The sequence below is a fragment of the Autumnicola tepida genome (genome assembly GCF_031846485.1).
Classification (GTDB): Bacteria; Bacteroidota; Bacteroidia; order Flavobacteriales; family Flavobacteriaceae; genus Autumnicola; species Autumnicola tepida.
Genome location: NZ_JAVRHQ010000028.1, coordinates 12,172 through 32,159, shown reverse-complemented (window position 1 = coordinate 32,159; position 19,988 = coordinate 12,172). Strand labels below are relative to the sequence as shown.

The window sequence follows — 19,988 nt, the reverse complement described above, 5'->3', positions numbered from 1 at the left end:
TCATCAATCAAAAAATTTAAATATGATCAGGAATTATTTCAAAATAGCCTGGAGAACTATTCAGAAAAATAAACTGTTTTCAGCAATCAATATCCTAAGCCTCGCCATTGGTCTTAGTACTTCATTTGTTATAGGCCTTATGGTGTATTATGAGTTTTCATTCGACAATTTCCATCCTGATAAAGAGAAGATTTACAGGGTGGTCACGAATTTTGAACGCCCGGAAGGAAATGATGTGAACAGAGGCGTTTCGAAACCTCTCAAAAAAACTATGAACAACATTTCCGGGGTTGAAACTGCCAGTCTCTTCCTTACCTATGAACCGCTGAAGATTTCAACAGGCGAAAATGATAAAATATATAACAATCCCGAAAATGTTATTTTTACTGATGAAAATTATTTTAAAATATTTCAGTATAAATGGCTTGCGGGTAATAAGAATGACGCCCTTAAAGCACCCAATGAAATCGTAATTACTAAGGAAAGGGCAGATAAATATTTTCCGGGTATAAATGCGCAGGAAATTATTGGAAAAACTCTAGTGTACAACGATTCTATTAATACCAAAATTAAGGGTATCGTTTCCGAATTCCGAAAGAATACGGACATTATATTTCAGGAATTTATTTCACTTCCTACCGCAAAACAAAGTTATCTCAGAGAGACTTTAGCAGATGACTCCTGGCATAGTACAAATTCAGCTTCGCAGTTATTTTTAAAAATAAATTCTAATTCTGGCAGAAAAAATATTCAGCAACAACTCGATAAAATTTCCTTGGAATATTCTTCTAAAGAATCACTAAGAGAAGGTAGAAAAAGAACATTTCAGCTTCAGGCCTTAAAAGAACTTCATTTCAGTGAAAAATATGGAATTTTTGATTACGGCCATGACGCTGCCAGTAAAAAGGTTTTGCTGTCGCTGGGAGCGGTTGCTATGTTTCTGCTACTTTTAGGCTCAATAAACTTTATCAATTTAAGTACTTCACAGGCTACACAGCGCGCAAAAGAAATAGGCATCCGCAAAACTATGGGCAGCTCCAGGAAACAGCTTATTTTTCAATTTTTGAGCGAAACTTTTCTGCTAACGCTAATTGCGGGATTATGTTCTGTAATAATAGGAATCCTTCTATTAAAAATTTTTAACGAATTTATCCCGGAAAGTCTAAATTATCAACTCTTTTTTAAACCTGAAATTATTCTTGGAATAGCAGGGATACTCGTGCTCATCAGTCTGCTTTCAGGAATTTACCCGGCATTAATTCTTTCAAATTTCAGCACTACTTCCGTATTAAGAAATAAAACTGGAACAGGAAATAATATATCAATCCGAAGATATCTTACTGTTTTCCAGTTTACCATAGCTCAGGTATTGGTAATTATGACCTTACTGGTAAGTAAACAGCTTCATTATGCTTTAAGTAAAGACATGGGATTTAAAACTAGCGCCATAGCATTTGTAAGAACGCCGTGGAAAGAGAATGATTTCAATAAAAAATTAAGGCTCGAGAATAGTTTAAAAAATGATCCGAAAATTTCTAAAATAAGTCTCGGTGGTTCTCCTCCGGCTTCTACCAGCCTGCATAGTACGGGAATAAGTTTTTTTAAAAACGAGCAGGAGATTAAAATACCTCTTGAACTTATATATGGAGACCCTGATTACCTTGATCTTTACAATATTAACTTACTGGCTGGGAGGAAACCATTAAATGATACCATTCAGGAATATGTAGTAAATGAAACCTTTATGCACAGGGTAGGTTATAAAAGTCCTGAGAATCTGATAAATAAAAATTTAGTGAAAAATGGGAAAAACTATGTAATCGTTGGCGTTATGCCAGATTTCAATCAACGCTCTCTAAAGTCTACAATTCATCCCATGGCTTTTGTTCCAGATTATTCCAGAGAAACGGTGTCCCAATTTAATACCGTTCATTTTCTATTTAATGAAACCACAGATTTAAGTGAAACTATTTCTGATATTGAGAACAAATGGAAATCTATTTATCCAGATTCCGATTTTGAAATCCGCTTTATGGATCAAACAATTGCAAATTTTTACGAGAAAGAAAGAAGTACTAGAAAGCTTCTCGCCTGGGCTACGGGCCTGGCTATTCTAATAAGTATTTTAGGGCTGCTGGGACTGGTTATCTATTCAACAGAAAAGAGAGCAAAAGAAATAGGAATTCGTAAAGTCTTAGGGGCTTCTATTGCGAAACTTAATTTTCTTTTATGTCGGGATTTTATTGTTCCTATCGCGATCGCTTACTTAATCGCTTTACCTTCTGCAATATGGGGAATACGCATATGGCTACAGGATTTCGCCTATAAAGCCACTATGAGCTGGTGGATCTTTGCACTGAGCGGAATTGGAATGGTGCTAATCGCATTAATTGTAGTGAGTGTAAAAACCGTAAGTACAGCAATGAAGAACCCAGTAAAAACTCTAAAAATTGAATAAAATCAAACCTATGAAAAATAAATTTTTAGTTGCGAAACAGTCACTGATCGCTTTGATGATATGTGTTTTCAGTTTCAATTTCAGTAATGCGCAATCTGAAACCGTGAAGGTTTATCACTTTTCAGAAGTAACAATCAGTCCTTATATCGAAGCTGTATTTAAACAATCCAACGAAGAATCTGTGGTGATTGAAAATTCTAAGGTAGCTCGTGAAAAGATCAATATTGAAATTGACGGAAAAGAGCTTCATATCTACCTTGAAGACGCAAGAATTGTAGGAAAAGAAAAAGAAGTTCATGTTAACGGGCATGAGGTGGATAAGCCTATCTACAAAGGTACCGAAGTGCGAATTACAGTGAATTACAAAGAACTGGACGGAGTGGAAATACGGAGCGAGGAACGAATTCAGTTTAAAGACCCGATAAAAACGGTAGATTTTGCCCTGGATATTTATGGTTCTCCCAAAGTTTATTTTGAAAGCATTACTGCGGAAGAATTTAAAGTTGCCCTCTACGGCGAAAGTTACCTGAAAGTTAAAGGTGGAAAAGTAGATTTTCAGCGCTATCGCTGCTATGGAAGCAGTGAAGTGAACACGCTTGATCTGGAATCTGATAAAACAAAAATTGCCGCTTACGGCAGTAACCATGTGGTCATTAATGTTTCAGAAGAACTTAAAGTCTCGGCTTTTGGAGAATCAAACATTGAGTATAAAGGCGACGCCAGGCTCAAAAATGGGTTAAAAATTGGAGAAACAGTTATTCATAAAATTCATTAAAGAATTAAAATATGCTAAAATTAGAACACATCTATAAATGGGTAAATTCCGGCGGAAGAAGAATCTTTCTTTTAAATGATCTAAGCCTTCATGTTGAAAAAGGAGAATTCCTTTCTGTTATGGGTCCTTCCGGATCGGGAAAATCAACCCTGCTTAATATTATTGCCATGTTGGACGATTTTAATGAAGGGGAATATTATTTTGATGAGGAAGCCATTCATGAACTTAAGCCGAAGAAAAGAACAGCCATTTTTAATGAAAATATCGGCTTTATCTTTCAGGCATATCACCTCCTGGACGACCTTACCGTGTACGAAAATATCGAAACTCCCCTACTCTATAAAAAAGTAAAAAGTTCAGAGAGAAAGGCCTTGGTGGCCGATATTCTCGATCGCTTTAATATCGTGGGAAAAAAAGATCTCTTTCCGCATCAACTCAGCGGTGGACAACAACAATTGGTGGGAATTGCACGAGCGCTAATTATCAAGCCCAAGCTTATTTTGGCCGATGAGCCTACAGGAAATTTGAATTCCAAACAGAGCGAAGAGATTATGCAGCTGTTTAAAGAATTAAATGAAGAAGGAGTTACCATTATCCAGGCCACACATTCTGAAAGCAATGCAGCCTATGGCTCAAGGACCATTCACTTACTGGATGGAAGTGTCAAACATTATTAAAATCATCATTTTGAGTAAATTCATCATTATCATCACAATCTTCTTTTCCGGTATTTTAAAAGCCCAGGATCAATATTTAAGTTTAAACGAGTGTATTAAAATTGCTTTGGAGGAAAATATAGGCCTGAAGAGATCAAATCTTAATACAGAAACTTCTAAAGTATTTTTAAGGCAGTCAAAATCAGCTTTATTTCCAAATATCAATGCTAATTATAATTTAGGTATTAATAATGGCCGGAGTATAGATCCTTATACCAATGATTATATAGACCAGCAGCTCAAGTTCAGCAATGTAGGAGTAGATCTAACCGCGCAGCTTTTTAAAGGCTTTGAACTTCTAAATTCCATCCAACGGGACCGGTATAACTGGAAAGCCTCAGAAGCGGAAGCGGAAGAGGCAAAGCAGCAACTTATTTTAGAGGTGACACTGGCTTATTTCCAGGTATTGAACAACCGGGACCTGGTGGAACTTTCACAACTAAGGATGAAGGCCACAAAAGACCAAATGGAACGCCTGCAAAATTTGTATGAAGAAGGTGAAGGAAATCCTGCAGACTTTACTGACATCCAGGGGCAGATAAATGCTGATGCGGCCAGCTTACTGCAGGCAGAAAATGCCCTTTTGAGTGCTAAACTTGAACTTGCGAACCTGTTGAACCGGGATGAGGATTTCGAGGTAGATAATATTACATCAGATTCCGTGACACCATATATGTTATCTGCAGAGGAAGTTTATGCACAAGCCCTGGAGAATTTTCCTGGATTTGAAGCAGACAGATTACGTATTGATGCTGCTCAGGAAAATGTTGCTGTGGCAAAATCGCTGTACATGCCTGAAATTTCCCTTTTTGCCCAGGTTAACAGTAATTATTCCAGCGTTGCCAGGATATATACGGAAAATGGCACTGAGGTTATCCAGACTGGCCAGTTTATAACGGTAGGAGAAAATAATTATCCCGTCCAAACCAACCAGGCCCTGTTTGCCGAAGAAAAAATATCCTATTTGGAACAATTGAACAACAACCTGAATTCTGTAGTGGGCCTTTCGGTATCTATCCCAATTTTTAATGGTTTTCGAGCTAAACAACAGGTAGACCTAAGAAAAATTGAACTTGAGGATTCCAGACTGGAATTGGAAGCAACCAAAAATGATCTGGAACAGGAAATAAAACTCGCTTATAACCAGATGCAAACAGCCTATAAAAATTATTTTATCCTGCAAGATCAGGTTGAGGCTTATAGTGAATCTTACCGAGTGAATGAGATTAGATTCAGCAGCGGGGTTTCTAACTTTGTGGAATACATCATCAGCAAGAACAACCTGGACCGTGCAAAAATCAACCTCACTAACAGTCTATATGAATACATCATTCGGAGAAAAATCTTAGATTATTACGCTACAACAGATAATAATTTATTTATTATCCCGTAGATTGAGGATCATCAGGTGAATTTCAAATAACTACAGGAAAACTATCGTTAGAGACATTAGTTGTCTGTAATAACGGCATACCGCTGTTCCAGTAATTCCATATACTTTTCCTGATATTCCTCTGAAAGAAAGGAATTCCTGATCCAGTGTAAAGCAACTTTTTTATTCAGGCCGCATCTTTTAAAAACCCCATTGATTTGTTTCCTGTTCAGTTCCAGGTGTTCTCCCAATCGTTCGAAGTGTTCTTTCTTTATTTTCTTCTTTTTCCCCTCAAGCGTCAGCGCCAGCTCCTCATCATCTTCAGGATTGACAATTGAGACATTTAATAAATCATATGCAGGTGACAGGGACCAAATATCTCCTCTTTTGATGAGGGAGAAGTTCTTCAGATGCATATCATTATTTCCAGTAAGGAAACTGAAAACAGCTATTTCAAAAAAATAAAGCTTATCAAGTAAAGTATTATCAGAATAAGAACCGATGGCCTTCCCTACTCTTTCCATAGATCCTTTGTATTTATCAAAAGCTTCCAGGACCTGGAACATATCTAACATATGAATATTTTCATTGGAATCAGTGCGATCTGCTCTTCTGCTTATGTAAGACACTTCCCCACTCTGCAATCTGATTAAGCTGGACAAAACGGTTTTTATTCCAAAAGCCTCTGCAATTCTCATGGTCACATGTTCATTTTCAGGCATTTCAGGAGAGATTTCTAATGGTGGCTTTAAAATATAATTTCCATCTAAAGCCCCGATTACAGTTAATCGTTTCCTCTCTTCAGCAAGGGAACCATCAACAAGAGAGAGAGATAGCTTTGGTTGTACCCCTGGTACTGCAATGCTTCGTTCTACTACACTTTTTGCCAGTTCGGTCATTTCATTTATGGAATAGTTTAATTCGGGTGGATTTTCAGTTCCAAAAAACATCAGGCTACATTTCCTGTGGAAATCCTTTGGGTCCGAATTTCTTAACTTCTCATAGCAGTACAAACATCTACCTTGCATTTCCTTAAGTTATCGGGTGAACATTTACTGCACCTATGCAGTTTTTGCAGCATACTACATTTAGGTAATTTTCCACCTTTATATATGCAAAAAAATATAATCCCCGTTTTTTTAATATGCAGATTATGCATACCTAAGATAGAATTTTACATACCTCGTATCCAAAGCATACCATCTCTTTAATTTCCCTTCTTAGCTTGCCTTGAGAAATCAGCCATTAAAGGCCTCTTAATTCTTTTCTAATCTTAAACTTTTGATCTCAATGGAAACTTTAAAAATTTTAGAACAACTGGACCGCATTGAAAGACTTGTACGTGCCAATAAGAACGTACTAAACTTCGAAGAAGCCTCCGATTACACCGGCATCTCCCGCAGCTACCTGTACAAACTTACCGCAAGGGGTGAAATTCCCTTCTCCAAACCAAGGGGTAAAATGATCTTCTTTTCTAAGGAAAAACTGGATGACTGGCTGCTTTCCAATCAAAGAAAGTCCAAAGCTGAAGTAAGAACTGAAGCCGTGGACTATACCTTCAGAAACAAGAAAAGATTCTGGTAATCAATCTCATTAGTTATGTCTTCTTCACCTGAGAAAATATATGGAGTAAAAGAACCTAAGAAGAAAACCATCTATGACGCTATTTATGAATATACGGTGGTAAAGTATGACATCCGTTTTGATGAACTGGGACATGAATTTCAGATTTCTTTTAAAGATCAAAACCAGTGGGAGATCCTGGAAACTAATTCTTTTTTGATAGAGCTGGCACAATCAAACATTGAAGTTAATCCTGCAAAGCTGGAGATTTTCTTAAGATCTCATTTTATTCCTCGATTTAACCCTATAGCAGAGTATTTTAAAAAGCTGCCTAAATGGTACGGTGAAGACCATATTGGTGCTTTGGCTTCTTACCTTCCGCTAAAGGAACCTAATTTATTTATATATCACTTCAGGAAATGGCTGGTAAGAGCTGTGAAATGTGCTTTGGAGCAGGATTACTTCAATAAGCAATGCCTGGTCCTGGTGCATCCACAGCAGAATTCAGGGAAATCAACCTGGTGCAGGTTTCTCTGCCCTCCTGCCCTGTCTAGATATTTTGCGGAAGATATGACCACAGATAAGGATGCGAGAATTCAGTTAACAAAAAACTTTCTTATCAACCTTGATGAATTATCCATTTTGGCAAAAAAGGAAATAAATGCTCTAAAAGCTTATTTCTCCAAAACGATGATCAATGAAAGGCTTCCTTATGATAGAAAAAATACAACGCTTTACAGGACCTGTAGTTTTATTGGCTCTACAAACCGCGCCACTTTCCTTAATGATGAAACAGGTTCTGTGAGATGGCTTTGTTTTGAGCTGGAAGGGAGAATCGATTTCAGTTATTCCTGGAAAGTGGATATCAACAACATCTGGTCGCAGGCTTTTCATTTGGCCTATATAGATGAAGAGTTTTATCCTGAGCTTACCATTAACGACATCATCCACAACGAAGAACGGAATAAGAGTTTTAGAGAAACAAGTATGGAGGAAGAGTTATTAATTAAATATTATACGCCTAGCTCCGATCCTGCTGATTTCAAAACTGCTTCAGATCTGGTCATTCAGCTGGCCTGTATTAATCCCCGCTTAAACATGTATAGTATGGGAAGGGCATTGAAATCTGTGGGTTATGAAAGAGTAAAATCAAAAGAAAGCCGGGTCTATGGCTACCTGGTCAGGCAAAGGTTCAAGTCCACTCCTTTAGACATTTTATTAAAATAATTTACCCAATTACCCTATACCTGCTAAAAGTGCATAGACTAAGGATCCGCTAAGGGTAAATAAGTTATTGAACCATTTACCTCAATTACTTCCGGGGTAATTGGGCAAATAGAAAAAATAGCAAAAAAGAAGGAAAAGCCAGTATTCATGGGAGCTGGGTAAATGGATCATTAAAAAATAAAAAAATGGAATCAAATAATTTATCGTGGAGAAGTGCCCGTAATATTTGCATCGTAAAAACGCTGGCAAAATTAGGGCACTACCCCACCAAAACAACGGAGAAAGAAGCTTGGTTTCTGAGTCCCTTGCGGTCAGAAACCCAAGCCTCTTTCAGCGTTTCCTTGATTAAAAATCTTTGGTTCGATTACGGAATGGGAAAAGGTGGAAATATTATAGATCTGATTATGGTCATAAAAATCTATTCATTTCGGGAGGCAATAAATTACTTATCTGATAATGGTTCTGATTTCTTCTTTTGCCCGCCTCTGATTTCAGAAAGTACAAAAAGATCAGGGAAAATTGAAATTATAAAGACTGGGGCGATTACTCATCCCGCTTTGCTTCGATATCTTAAGGAAAGGTGTATATCAGTTCCTGTTGCAAAGAAGTATTGCAGGGAAATCTGGTACAAACTTGATGGCAAAAAATATTTTGCTATCGGATTGCAAAACAATTCCGGAGGATGGGAACTTCGAAACAAATACTTTAAAAGCTCCAGCTCACCGAAATCTTATACCCAACTATATAATTGTAAGGATCGTCTGCTAATAACGGAAGGCATGTTTGATCTTTTGTCCCTGGCTATTTTAGAACCTGAACTGGTGAGATATTCTGCATGTATCATTCTTAATTCACTGGCATTTATTGAACCTGTTAAAAGGCTACTTCCTGAATATGATCAGGTATATCTCTACCTGGACAATGACCCTGCAGGAAAAAAGCCACTACAGAACTTTTAAGATTTTATGATCATGTTACTGATTGCAGCAACTCATATAAAAAATATAAAGACCTGAATGAAAAACTGATCGCTGTTAAAAACGCTAATGGATTTGCTGTGGACATTTAAAACCAAGGAATAACAAAGCAAGATGTGTCATTGTCATGACAAATCTTGCTTTGCGCCCGGAGGTTGCAAAGATTTAAATGAAAAAATGAAAAGGGAATACATCCAGATCCGCTGCTCGATTTACGAGAAGAAGCTGCTTAAAAAAAGAGCGGCCAGGGCAGGAATTTCCCTTTCTGAATATATAAGGGCTACCGCTTTTGAAAAAAATATTGTAGAACGGATCAGTTCGGAGCAGCTGGAAGCTTACCAGATGCTGGTACAGTACAAGAACAATTTTACCCGCATCAGCAATATGTTTAAAAAACGGGATCCGAAACTGGCTACTGCTGTTAGCCGGCTTGCGGAAGAAATCAGAATCCACCTTAAAAACTTTAAAAAATGATCGGGAAAGGACATGCTATTTCCAGGACAGGGGCTTCTTTAGCCTACGGCTGGAACCAGGAGAAAGAAGCCGAAGTGGTATTAAAAGAACATTTAGCCGGGGACACTCCCGCGGAAATTACCGAAGAATTTAAGATCATCCAGTCCCAAAACCAACGCTGCACCAATAACACCCTGAGTTTTATAGTAAGCCCTACCATAGAAGATGGGAAGCACATGAGCTCCAAAGAGCTGGGAGAACTTGCTAAAGAATTTTTGCAGCAGATGAAGCTGCAAAACCACCAGGCGATTGGTTTTGTTCATAGGGATAAGGCGCATACCCATATTCACATCTACGCTAACAGGATCAGCCTTTCAGGAGATGTCTATAAAGACAACTTTATCGGAAAACGAAGCCAGCTGGCTGCAGATCATGTGGCTCAGAAACTAGGACTAACTACGGTACAGGAAGTACAAAACGAAAGACTGCTGGATTTAAAAGGAATCAGACAGGAGATCAAAAACATCAATGATAAAGTTCTGGAAACAAGTCCAAAATCCCTGGATGAGTATATCCATAAGATGAAGGAGCACAGGGTGAATGTTATTCCTACCATTAATAAATTGAACCAGCTGCAGGGCTTCCGGATGGAGTATAAAGGAGTGAACCTAAAAGCAAGCGAGGTAGATCGTGGCATGAGCGGGAACAGGCTTATTGCACAAATTTCCCTGAACAGGAATTTCACATTATTAAAGGAAGCACCGAAAAGCCTTCAATTGCTGAACAAAACAGTGCAACTCAGCTCCAAATTAACCACTAAAATAGCTAAGGATATTGTCAAAGGAGCTATAAAAATAGTACGGGATACCGGCATAGGCATGGGATATTAAATTTTTAAGCGATGAAAAAACTAGATGAAATTATGGAACTCATGGCCGATGAAATGGCCGATTTTAAAAAAGCTGTGCTGCAGCTTCAACTGCTTTCCAGGCAATTATTTGACCTAAGCATTCCCATCAGCACCGAAGCTTTGGAAAACCAACTAGACATATTTCTGAAAAAACAGGAAGCGCAAAGCCAGGAAAGGGATGAAATGCTGAGAAGCATTGATAAGAAACTAAAAAATGCCAGGCTTATTCCTGATTACCTGATTATCCTTTTTACAGTGCTGGGGATAACTGCCTTAGGATTGATTGGATATTTTGGTTATACCGCCAATGCAAAACAGGAAGAAAGCTTTAAAGTTTACCGCCTCATTAAAAAATCGGAAGATCAGCTGCAAGAGGATATTTTTGCAGCATATCCTGAGGTTAAAGAGGAATATTGCCAGTGGCTGGAAGATCAAAAGTAAGATTTGTCATGACAATTGGCCTTGTGGCAAAGTAATTAGTTTTTTCAGTACATCTTCCGGGAAGCCCTGAAAACAGGCAAAAATTTACAGTAAAAATATAAGTAGGATGCGCCCTATGCTGTTTTTATTTCCTGCCTGCCCCTTCTCCTTCGGGGCGGCAGGCAGACACGTTTAACTTCCCGTACGCTATAAAAACAGCACAGGAACCTCGCGCAGGTAAGTTATGGTAGATTTGGGGGGCACTAAAAGTAAAGTCGTGATATTAGTTCGGTTTAAAATATATTAGAAGGCTTCTTTGATTGGATAAGGAAAAAAGTAAACTATTTAATCATCACATAACTAAAATTTAAAATTACTTAAAGCCAGCGCTGCTCAGAAATGTTTTCTTTTGAATTTACCCTACAGCAGATGAGAAAACAGCTTCAATACCTAAACGATGAGCAGCTTTTAAAGCTAATGAAAAAAGGAGATGGCAAAGCTCTTGAGGAAATTTTTAATAAATACTGGAAAAGGCTTTTTTCCTATGCTTATAAAATATACGCTGAAGAAGAAATTTGTGAAGATATAGTCCAGGAAGTATTTATTAGCTTATGGAAAAAAGCAGGTACTTCAAAAATACTCCATCTTGAATCTTATTTATTGCATGCAATAAAGTACAAGGTTGCAAAGCATATAAGGAATTTAAAATTCGACCATACAAATTTGGAGATTCTAAACAATGCACCTTCTGCTGTTGAGAAAGGCCTGGAGTACACCGAACTCGAAGAAAAGATACATTCCGAAATTGGTAAGTTGCCTCCAAAGTGCAGGCAGATATTTATCCTAAGTCGTTTTGAAAACTTATCCAATGATGAAATTGCCCGAAAACATGATATTTCCATTAGAACTGTGGAAACACATATAAGTTATGCTTTAAAATATTTAAGATCCAGGGTGGAATTCATTCATACGGTACTCTTTATTATGATAATGTTTCTGAATAGTTAGCTACAACTCCTTTCTATTAAAAAATCTTTAAACGAGTAATTAGCACTAAGTGTTACAGGGAAAAAATGGGACTTACCGGTAAAAGCGACTATTTTGAAGCAAGAAGAATTCATAGCTTTATTTGAAAAATATGCCGAAAATTGTTGCAGCCGCAAAGAGAAAAAAGCTGTTGAAAGTATTTTAGGTCAATTTCAGGAGAAAAACAGAAATCTTTTTCCAGACCTGTCCCGGGAGAGAAAAAAAAGATTGATATCCACTATTGAGGTGTCCATACAAACTAAAAAGACTAAATCTCTCATTCCCATAAAGAAATTTGCTTTGGCGGCGGTTCTTGCTGTAATTATTGGCTTGGGGCTTTGGGTTTCTCTCTTAACCCCCTCAAAATCAATCACTCATTATTCCGGAAATGCAGAAAAAAAAGAGGTGCAGCTACAAGATGGTAGTAAGGTCACCTTAAATTCCAATAGTCGCATCACCTATTTTAAAACTTTCAGGGAAAAAAGGGAAGTCATCTTAGAGGGAGAAGCATTTTTTAAAGTGGCCCGCAATCCTGATAAACCTTTTACCATTACCACCGGTACAGTCAAGACCACTGTTCTGGGTACTTCATTTAATATAAATGCTTATGAACATAATCTGGTGAAGGTAAGCGTAAATACGGGAAAAGTAAAAGTGGAGTCGGATAAAAGCAGTGAGATGGCAATGCTTTCTAAAGACCAAAGGGTTTTATTTAAAGATGGTTATCCTGAAGCCATCCATAAAGGAATAAGTGAAGATTTAAGCGCCTGGACCAAAAATATAATCCTGTTGGATAATACCAGTTTAGCTGAAACCGCAAAAATCCTGAAAAACTGGTACGGGATTAAAATTGATATTGATGAAAAAACATTAGAAAACTTGACAATCTCCGGAAAATTTCAAAATGAAAATCCTCAGGATATTCTCCGAAGTATTGCCCTTGTAAAAAAGCTAAAAATAGATACGATCAACCAAAATCAGATTCTTATAAGAAGAAAAACGAAAATTTTGAATTAGCCAAAAAAGCCCATTCCTGCTGCAACAGGAATGGGTTGTAAAATTTAAGACTACAAAAAGTACTAATGTATATCCAAAATTTATAATGAATACTAAACTACAAATTTTTCTTAGAATTTTAGGAAAGAGACAGGCATGGCTTTTAATTTGTGCCATCTCCTCTTTACAGGCAGCACTTGCTTTCATTCCAAACAATCAAAATTTAGAAAATGTATATGTAAGCCTAAGCCTGCATAACGCTTCAGTTAAAGAGGTGTTTGCAACTATTGAGGAGGAAACCGAATTTAGTTTTGTTTATGATAACGGGGTTTTGAATACTTCGAAACTTTTTACCATAGAGGGAAAACATGAAAACCTGAAGTCTATCTTAGACGCTATAGGGATAAGAGCAGGATTTCAGTTTAAAAATTTCAATAAAACTATAACTGTAACCAAAATCAGTACTGCACCGAAGAATAATCCTCAACAACTAATCCAGGGAAAGGTCCTAGACGAACAAGGATTACCACTTCCCGGCGCTACAGTGAGGGAAAAAGGTACCTCTAACGGAACCAATACCGATTTTGACGGAAATTTTACTCTCGAAGTAAACAGTAATTCTCCTGTTTTGGAAATTTCCTTTATGGGATATGTAACCCAAGAACTAAGCCTTGAGGAAGGCCAAAATAAGATTAATGTACAGCTGATGACGGACAGCAACGCACTGGACGAAGTAGTTGTTGTTGGATACGGAGAAACCAGCAGGCAGAATCTATCTACTGCTGTGGGTACGGTGAATACCGCAAACATTGATCAACGTCCTGTAGCCGATGTAAGTTCAAGCTTGCAAGGACTTAGCCCAGGCTTAAACGTGACACAATCCACCGGAAAAGTTGGAGAGGAACCGCGTATCAATATCCGTGGATTTACCTCTATAAACGGTGGTACGCCTTTAATTTTAATAGATGGCGTAGAAGGTGATTTAAGCAATTTAAATCCAAACGATGTTGAATCCATAAGTGTTCTCAAGGATGCCGGTTCTGCAGCTATTTACGGAGCTAGGGCTGCTTTTGGAGTGGTGTTGGTAACTACCAAGAATGCCAAAGAAGGTGCTATTGTGGTAAATCTTGGAGCTACCACAGCTCTCAGTTCACCTACGATGAATACAGATTTCGTTACCGATCCTTATCTAGCGGTTAGCATTGTAGATGAAGCATTCAGAAATAATAGCGGAGCTTCATACACAGGTTACACTGAGGCGGATATGGAAGCCTTACTGGAAGTGTCCCAGAACCCTTCCCTGGCAAGGGTAATAGTTGATCAGCGAAATGGCCGGGAACAATATGTGCATTATGCACATACCGACTGGTGGGACACTTTTTTTAGAAAAACTTATCCCTCACAAATTTATACCGGTTCGATATCTGGCGGATCTGAAAAGATCAACGCTTATTTCTCATACCGCAATTTTCAGTCAACAGGGATTTTGAAAGTTCAGGATGATGAATATCAAAAATATAATCTTCGGGGTAAACTGGATATTGAAGCTACGGACTGGCTGAGCTTTTCAAATAACATGCAGTACAACAGTTCTGAAGATTTGGAACACGGAGGGACACAGTATGGGTACAGAGATGTCTGGGGAAGTATGATATGGGTGCATGCCCTGCCATCTTATATGCCAACCAATCCCGATGGAAGTGCTCTATGGCGAACAGAGCTTAACAACTACACGATTGGAGACGGCATTTATGCTTCTTTGTTACAGGGAACTTCAAAACAGGTAACCAATGAGAGTGGTTTTTCCAATATCGCAACTGCTGTTTTGAAACCATTCTCTTCCTTAGAATTTAATGCAAGTTATGCAATTCGCAGGAATAGCTACAGCCAGTATGAACGATCTACAAGAATTCCCTACTCCATTTACCCCGGGCAGATTCATTTGATGGGCTATGATTATTTAAATGAATACAAGACCGAGAGTAAATATGATGCTTTAAACGTATACGGAGAATACCGGGATGTTTTTGGCGATCATAGCATTAAGGCTACCTTAGGATATAATCATGAAATGTTCTTAACCAAAAGTATTTCGGCCGGAAAACAGAACCTAATTTCTAACGATCTAAACTCCCTAGGACTAGCCACGAATAACCCTACTGCAGACGGAAGTGCTTCAGAATGGGCTCTGCAGGGCTTGTTTTACCGATTGTCTTACGATTACGATGATAAATATCTCCTGGAATTTGACGGTAGGTATGATGCTACTTCCAGGTTCCCCTCAGCCTACAGGTGGGGATTTTTTCCATCGGTATCAGCAGGCTGGTTGATCAATAAAGAAGATTTCTTCAGAAATCTTTCAGGAGACGCTTTCAATTTATTAAAAATCAGGGCCTCATACGGTTCATTAGGGAATCAGAACATTGCAGATTACGCTTATTTCTCTACCCTACCTAACGGTATATATGATTATGCCATGAATGGGAGTAGGTTGAACTATATTGAATCTCCGGCTTTAAACCCTACAGAAATTACCTGGGAAGAAGTGAGTACTTTAAATCTTGGTGCCGATATTGGTTTATTTGATAACCGCTTATCCCTAATTTTTGATTGGTTCCAACGAGATACAGAGGGAATGTTAGCCCCCGGTGCCACTTTGCCAAGTGTTTTAGGAGCAGGTTCTCCACTTGAAAATGCAGCCGATTTAAGAACCCGGGGATTTGAACTCTCTATGAGTTATGGGGATTCCTTTGAGTTAGCTAACGACCCGTTTTCATTTTCCATAACCGGAAATTTATCCAACTCCAAGACAGAGATTACCAGGTTTGAAAATCCGAACTTAAGCCTTATTGATTTTTATGAAGGTATGACCGTTGGTGAGCTTTGGGGATATCGATTAGATGGCCTTTTTCAATCTGAAGAAGAAATAGCAAATCATGCCGACCAGAGTTTCGTATCCAACCGTATTACTTCCGGCGGAGGTTTGCAACCGGGAGATGTAAAATACATGGATCTAAACGGAGACGGCGTGGTAAACGAAGGAGAGAACACGGTCAACGATCCGGGTGACAAAGAAATTATTGGGAATACGGCTCCTCAATACCTGTATAGTTTTACTCTTAATGCACAGTGGAAAGGTTTTGATCTTTCGGCATTCTTCCAGGGAGTGGGAAAACAGGACTGGTATCCAAATTCAGATTCCCGGCTTTTTTGGGGGCCTTACAACAGGCCTTACAACTCTTTTATAAGAAAAGACCTGGCCAATAACATGTGGTCGCCGGAAAATCCTGATGCTTACTTTCCAAGGAATTACGGATATATAGCTTTGGGAGGTTCACTAGAAAAAGTAAACGACAGGTATTTGCAGAGTGTGGCTTATCTACGTTTAAAAAACCTCACTTTTGGGTATACCATACCGGAGGGTGTTATTTCAGATTCGGCTTCTACCAAGCTTCGCATTTACTTTAGTGGTGAAAACATCCTTACCTTTTCCCCTTTAACAGATTATATAGATCCGGAAGCGGCCAGTAACTCTGTAAATCTCAACCAGCCTTCCACTTCTGCCAACAGAAGTACAGCGCAAACAGTGCCATTTTCCAAAACCTATTCGTTAGGAGTATCATTTCAATTTTAAAAATAAAGTCATGAACTATAAACGCATTTTATTTATTAGTGCTATTTGCTTTAGCCTTTTTGCTTGTACCGAAGATTTTCTGAATAAAGAACCATTATCTGAGGTCACGCCTGATAACTTTTTTGCCACAGCCAGTGATCTACAACTGTATACCAACGGGTTCTACAGGATGTTTCCTGCTACTTCCATTTATAATGGAGATTCCAGGACAGACAATCTTATCCAAAATGAACTTAGTGATGAGTTGCGGGGTACACGTCTCGTCCCTACATCCGGAGGAGGCTGGGATTGGGAATATCTACGGGATATTAATTTCTTTCTTGAAAATTATGAAAGGAGCGATGATGAAGCTGCCAAGAATAAATATGGAGGGATCGCACGGTTGTTCAGGGCGTACTTTTACTTTGAGAAATTACAGCGATTTGGTGAAGTTCCTTGGTATGAAACCACTATTGACCCTACAGACGAGGAAGCTTTAACAAAGCCAAGAGATTCCCGACAGTTTATAGCAGGCAAAATCCTGGAAGATCTAAACTGGGCCATAGAACATATGCCAGCCGAGCAGGAAGTATATGAAGTAACAAAGTTTACGGCTTTAGCTTTAAAGTCCAGGGTAGGACTTTATGAAGGTACTTATGAAAAATATAGAGGAATCGAAGGATATGAAAGTTATTTAGAGGCTTCGGTAGAAGCTTCGGAGGAACTTATAACTAATTCTCCATATACCATATATAGCACGGGAAACCCGCAGGAGGATTATGCCAACCTTTTTAATTCCCATGATGCTATAGGCACCGAGATGATTTTGGCAAGAGCATATTCAGAAGCGCTGAATATAGGCCATAATGTGAACTATTATACCACCACTTCTTCATACGGAAGACCGGGAATGCCCAAAGACTTGGTGAATAGTTATCTCAATAGTGATGGTTCTCGTTTTACCGATCAGGAAAATTACAACCAGGTATTTTTTACTGAAGAAGTTGATGATCGTGATCCTCGCCTGGAACAAACAATCCGTACTCCGGGTTATACCAGGAAAGGACAATCAATGGAGCTCGCACCGAATCTTGGTGCTACGGTTACGGGTTACCAAGTTACCAAATTTGTAACCGAGCCGGTTTATGATACCAACGGGCAATCGATAACCGATTTGCCTTTATTCCGGTTTGGTGAAGTCGTATTAAATTATGCTGAAGCAAAAGCAGAACTTAATACCTTAACACAGGAAGACCTGGACAATTCCCTAAATCTTTTAAGAGAAAGGGTGGCTATGCCCCATTTATCAATGGAAACGGCTAATAGCCATCCCGACTCTTTTCTTGCCGGGCAGTATCCTAATGTATACGGAAGCAACAAAGGAGTGATTTTAGAAATTAGAAGGGAAAGGCGTATTGAACTTTTTATGGAAGATTTTAGATGGGACGATATTGTACGTTGGAAGGCAGGAGAAACACTAACGCAGCCAATACGCGGTATGTATTTCCCAGGAGCCGGAGAATATGACTTAACAGGAGACGGGGAGACAAATGTGGTATTGTATGAAGGAGAGCGACCCGGCAACCTTATATCTGGAGTCCAGTATTATGAACTCGGTGCCGATATAACTTTGGATGAAAATGGATTAATTGAACCACATCCCGATTTTGGCAATCGCACTTTTAACGAGAATAAAGATTATCTCTATCCAATTCCGCGTATAGAATTACAATTAAATCCAAATCTTGAACAAAATCCAGGCTGGGAATGAAAAATTTCATAATTACTATAGCTTTTACTCTGGCAAATCTTGCCGGAACAGCACAAAAAACAGAATCAGGTTTAACTGTGGCATCTTATAACATAAGATATAACAGCCCTGACGATGGAGTTAATGTATGGGAAAACAGAAAAGAATGGCTTAGTCATAGTATCAACTTTTTTGATATTGATGTTGTGGGAGCACAGGAAGTGACCTACACACAATTGACGGATATGCAAAATTTCCTTCCCGACTACCAATCTATCGGCGTAGGTAGAGAGGGTGGGAAAAAAGGTGAATACAGTCCGATATTTTATGCTAAAGACCGGTTTGAAGTATTGGACAGCAGCACGTTTTGGCTCTCTGAAACACCACAAAAAGTAGCTTCAAAAGGCTGGGACGCGGCACTGCCCCGTATTGTTACCTGGACTAAATTTAAAGACAAGAATAGTGGAAATACCTTTTATTTCTTTAATACCCATTTTGACCATAGGGGAAAAGAAGCCAGGAAAAACAGTGCAGCATTGATTGCTGAAAAGATTAAAGAAATTGCAGGGAACGAACCTGTTATTCTAACCGGGGATTTTAATACGGCTCCAGATGCCGAGCCCCATAAAATTCTTATTGATAACCAGCTTTTAGATACTTTTTCTGAGTTGCCTGCAGAAAAAAAATATTCCCCCGGCTATACATTTAATAGTTGGGATGTTGAAGCAGGCGGCAATCGCTACCGCATTGATTATGTCTTTTATACAGGCGAGGGATTGTCTCCTGAAAAATACCAGGTTCTTGATGGCCAGAGAGGAAGAAATTTTATTTCCGATCATTTTCCGGTAATCGTGAAGTTTAAATGGGAGAATTCTGAAGCTTCAAATAAGCAATGATGAGGTCACTGTCTTTCATATTGATATTGGAGGTTGTCTTTTTGGTGACCTCCTTTTCTTCATATTTTCCACATGCTACTTTTCAGAATTCCGGTGAAAGTAAACAGGAGCTTCTCGTGATGTCCTATAATATTCATCACGCTAATCCTCCTTCTAAACCTGATAGTATAGATATTAATGCTATAGTACAAACTATAATGGCCCAACAGCCAGATCTTGTAGCCCTGCAGGAAATAGATGCCGATACTGAAAGATCAGGAAAGGGAAACCAGGCACAAATAATTGCAGAAAAGCTTGGGATGCATTTCTTTTTTGGCAAGGCTATAGATTTTGAAAGTGGTGGATATGGAGTGGCCATTCTTTCAAAATATCCTTTATCAGAAAAAACCGTTCGTAAATTACCATCAAAACCAGGAACCGCCGGTGAAGCCCGTGTCTTGGCCACTGCAAAGGTCACACTTCCAAACGGAAAATCTCTCCGGTTTGGAAGCACACATCTGGATGCACAGAAAGAAAATATCAACCGGCTCCTTCAAATTAAGAAAATAGCAAAAATTTCTTCGGAAGAAAAATTTCCCTTGATTATAGCCGGGGACTTTAATGATACTCCGGACTCCGAGGTTATTGAGATTCTGGATAATAATTTTAATAGGACTTGTAACAACTGTAAACCAACTATTCCGGTGAATACTCCTTTACATGCAATTGACTTTATTGCCTATAAGCCACAGGAAGATTTTTCGGTTACAGAACACGAGGTTATAAACGAAACTTACGCTTCAGATCATTTACCAGTAGTAGCGACCATAAAACTCAATTTTTAGTACCTTCAAAAA

General features: G+C 38.6%; 17 protein-coding genes. 16 read left to right on the top strand and 1 reads right to left on the bottom strand.

Annotation, left to right across the window (positions count from 1 at the left end; all coding sequences use genetic code 11):
- Nucleotides 1–22: 22 nt before the first annotated feature.
- The 4 genes from RM553_RS16995 to RM553_RS16980 are packed head-to-tail and all read left to right on the top strand — an operon-like array spanning nucleotide 23 to nucleotide 5,342.
- On the top strand, nucleotides 23–2,458 hold the full coding sequence (locus RM553_RS16995) for an ABC transporter permease (protein ID WP_311536157.1): 2,436 nt from the start codon (nucleotides 23–25) through the stop codon (nucleotides 2,456–2,458).
- Between the two features lie 10 nt (nucleotides 2,459–2,468).
- The gene (locus RM553_RS16990) at nucleotides 2,469–3,233 is read left to right on the top strand and encodes a head GIN domain-containing protein (protein WP_311536156.1); all 765 of its coding nucleotides are present in this window, start codon (nucleotides 2,469–2,471) and stop codon (nucleotides 3,231–3,233) included.
- Between the two features lie 11 nt (nucleotides 3,234–3,244).
- A complete protein-coding gene (locus tag RM553_RS16985) occupies nucleotides 3,245–3,910 on the top strand; it encodes an ABC transporter ATP-binding protein (protein ID WP_311536155.1) in 666 nt (221 codons plus the stop codon).
- 10 nt (nucleotides 3,911–3,920) lie between these two features.
- Complete coding sequence (locus RM553_RS16980; protein WP_311536154.1) at nucleotides 3,921–5,342, top strand: TolC family protein; 1,422 nt, start codon at nucleotides 3,921–3,923, stop codon at nucleotides 5,340–5,342.
- Nucleotides 5,343–5,398: 56 nt separating this feature from the next.
- On the opposite strand, the gene RM553_RS16975 is transcribed toward RM553_RS16980, so the two are convergent.
- Complete coding sequence (locus RM553_RS16975) at nucleotides 5,399–6,271, bottom strand: HipA domain-containing protein (protein WP_311536153.1); 873 nt, start codon at nucleotides 6,269–6,271, stop codon at nucleotides 5,399–5,401.
- Nucleotides 6,272–6,611: 340 nt separating this feature from the next.
- Here RM553_RS16975 and RM553_RS16970 point away from each other — a divergent pair, with 340 nt between their 5' ends.
- The 12 genes from RM553_RS16970 (at nucleotide 6,612) to RM553_RS16915 (ending at nucleotide 19,976) form a co-directional block, all read left to right on the top strand.
- Nucleotides 6,612–6,905, top strand: coding sequence for a helix-turn-helix domain-containing protein (locus RM553_RS16970; RefSeq protein ID WP_311536152.1), 294 nt, complete (start codon nucleotides 6,612–6,614; stop codon nucleotides 6,903–6,905).
- A gap of 15 nt (nucleotides 6,906–6,920) precedes the next feature.
- On the top strand, nucleotides 6,921–8,111 hold the full coding sequence (locus RM553_RS16965) for a VapE domain-containing protein (protein WP_311536151.1): 1,191 nt from the start codon (nucleotides 6,921–6,923) through the stop codon (nucleotides 8,109–8,111).
- Between the two features lie 185 nt (nucleotides 8,112–8,296).
- Complete coding sequence (locus RM553_RS16960; protein ID WP_311536150.1) at nucleotides 8,297–9,070, top strand: DUF8464 domain-containing protein; 774 nt, start codon at nucleotides 8,297–8,299, stop codon at nucleotides 9,068–9,070.
- A gap of 195 nt (nucleotides 9,071–9,265) precedes the next feature.
- Nucleotides 9,266–9,562: a mobilization protein MbpA gene (gene mbpA / locus RM553_RS16955; protein WP_311536149.1), complete on the top strand. Its 297-nt coding sequence runs from the start codon at nucleotides 9,266–9,268 to the stop codon at nucleotides 9,560–9,562.
- A complete protein-coding gene (locus tag RM553_RS16950; RefSeq protein WP_311536148.1) occupies nucleotides 9,559–10,431 on the top strand; it encodes a relaxase/mobilization nuclease domain-containing protein in 873 nt (290 codons plus the stop codon). Before mbpA ends, RM553_RS16950 begins: the two co-directional genes overlap by 4 nt.
- Before the next feature lie 11 nt (nucleotides 10,432–10,442).
- Nucleotides 10,443–10,892, top strand: coding sequence for a DUF6730 family protein (locus RM553_RS16945; RefSeq protein ID WP_311536147.1), 450 nt, complete (start codon nucleotides 10,443–10,445; stop codon nucleotides 10,890–10,892).
- 378 nt (nucleotides 10,893–11,270) lie between these two features.
- The gene (locus RM553_RS16940) at nucleotides 11,271–11,879 is read left to right on the top strand and encodes an RNA polymerase sigma factor (RefSeq protein WP_311536146.1); all 609 of its coding nucleotides are present in this window, start codon (nucleotides 11,271–11,273) and stop codon (nucleotides 11,877–11,879) included.
- Between the two features lie 93 nt (nucleotides 11,880–11,972).
- A complete protein-coding gene (locus RM553_RS16935) occupies nucleotides 11,973–12,914 on the top strand; it encodes a FecR family protein (RefSeq protein ID WP_311536145.1) in 942 nt (313 codons plus the stop codon).
- A gap of 85 nt (nucleotides 12,915–12,999) precedes the next feature.
- Nucleotides 13,000–16,527: a SusC/RagA family TonB-linked outer membrane protein gene (locus tag RM553_RS16930; protein WP_311536144.1), complete on the top strand. Its 3,528-nt coding sequence runs from the start codon at nucleotides 13,000–13,002 to the stop codon at nucleotides 16,525–16,527.
- 10 nt (nucleotides 16,528–16,537) lie between these two features.
- Nucleotides 16,538–18,277 (top strand): RagB/SusD family nutrient uptake outer membrane protein, encoded by a 1,740-nt coding sequence (locus RM553_RS16925; protein WP_311536143.1) that lies wholly within the window; start codon nucleotides 16,538–16,540, stop codon nucleotides 18,275–18,277.
- Complete coding sequence (locus RM553_RS16920; protein WP_311536142.1) at nucleotides 18,274–19,152, top strand: endonuclease/exonuclease/phosphatase family protein; 879 nt, start codon at nucleotides 18,274–18,276, stop codon at nucleotides 19,150–19,152. The genes RM553_RS16925 and RM553_RS16920 overlap by 4 nt, the downstream gene beginning before the upstream one ends.
- Nucleotides 19,152–19,976: an endonuclease/exonuclease/phosphatase family protein gene (locus tag RM553_RS16915; RefSeq protein WP_311536141.1), complete on the top strand. Its 825-nt coding sequence runs from the start codon at nucleotides 19,152–19,154 to the stop codon at nucleotides 19,974–19,976. Before RM553_RS16920 ends, RM553_RS16915 begins: the two co-directional genes overlap by 1 nt.
- Nucleotides 19,977–19,988: the final 12 nt, after the last annotated feature.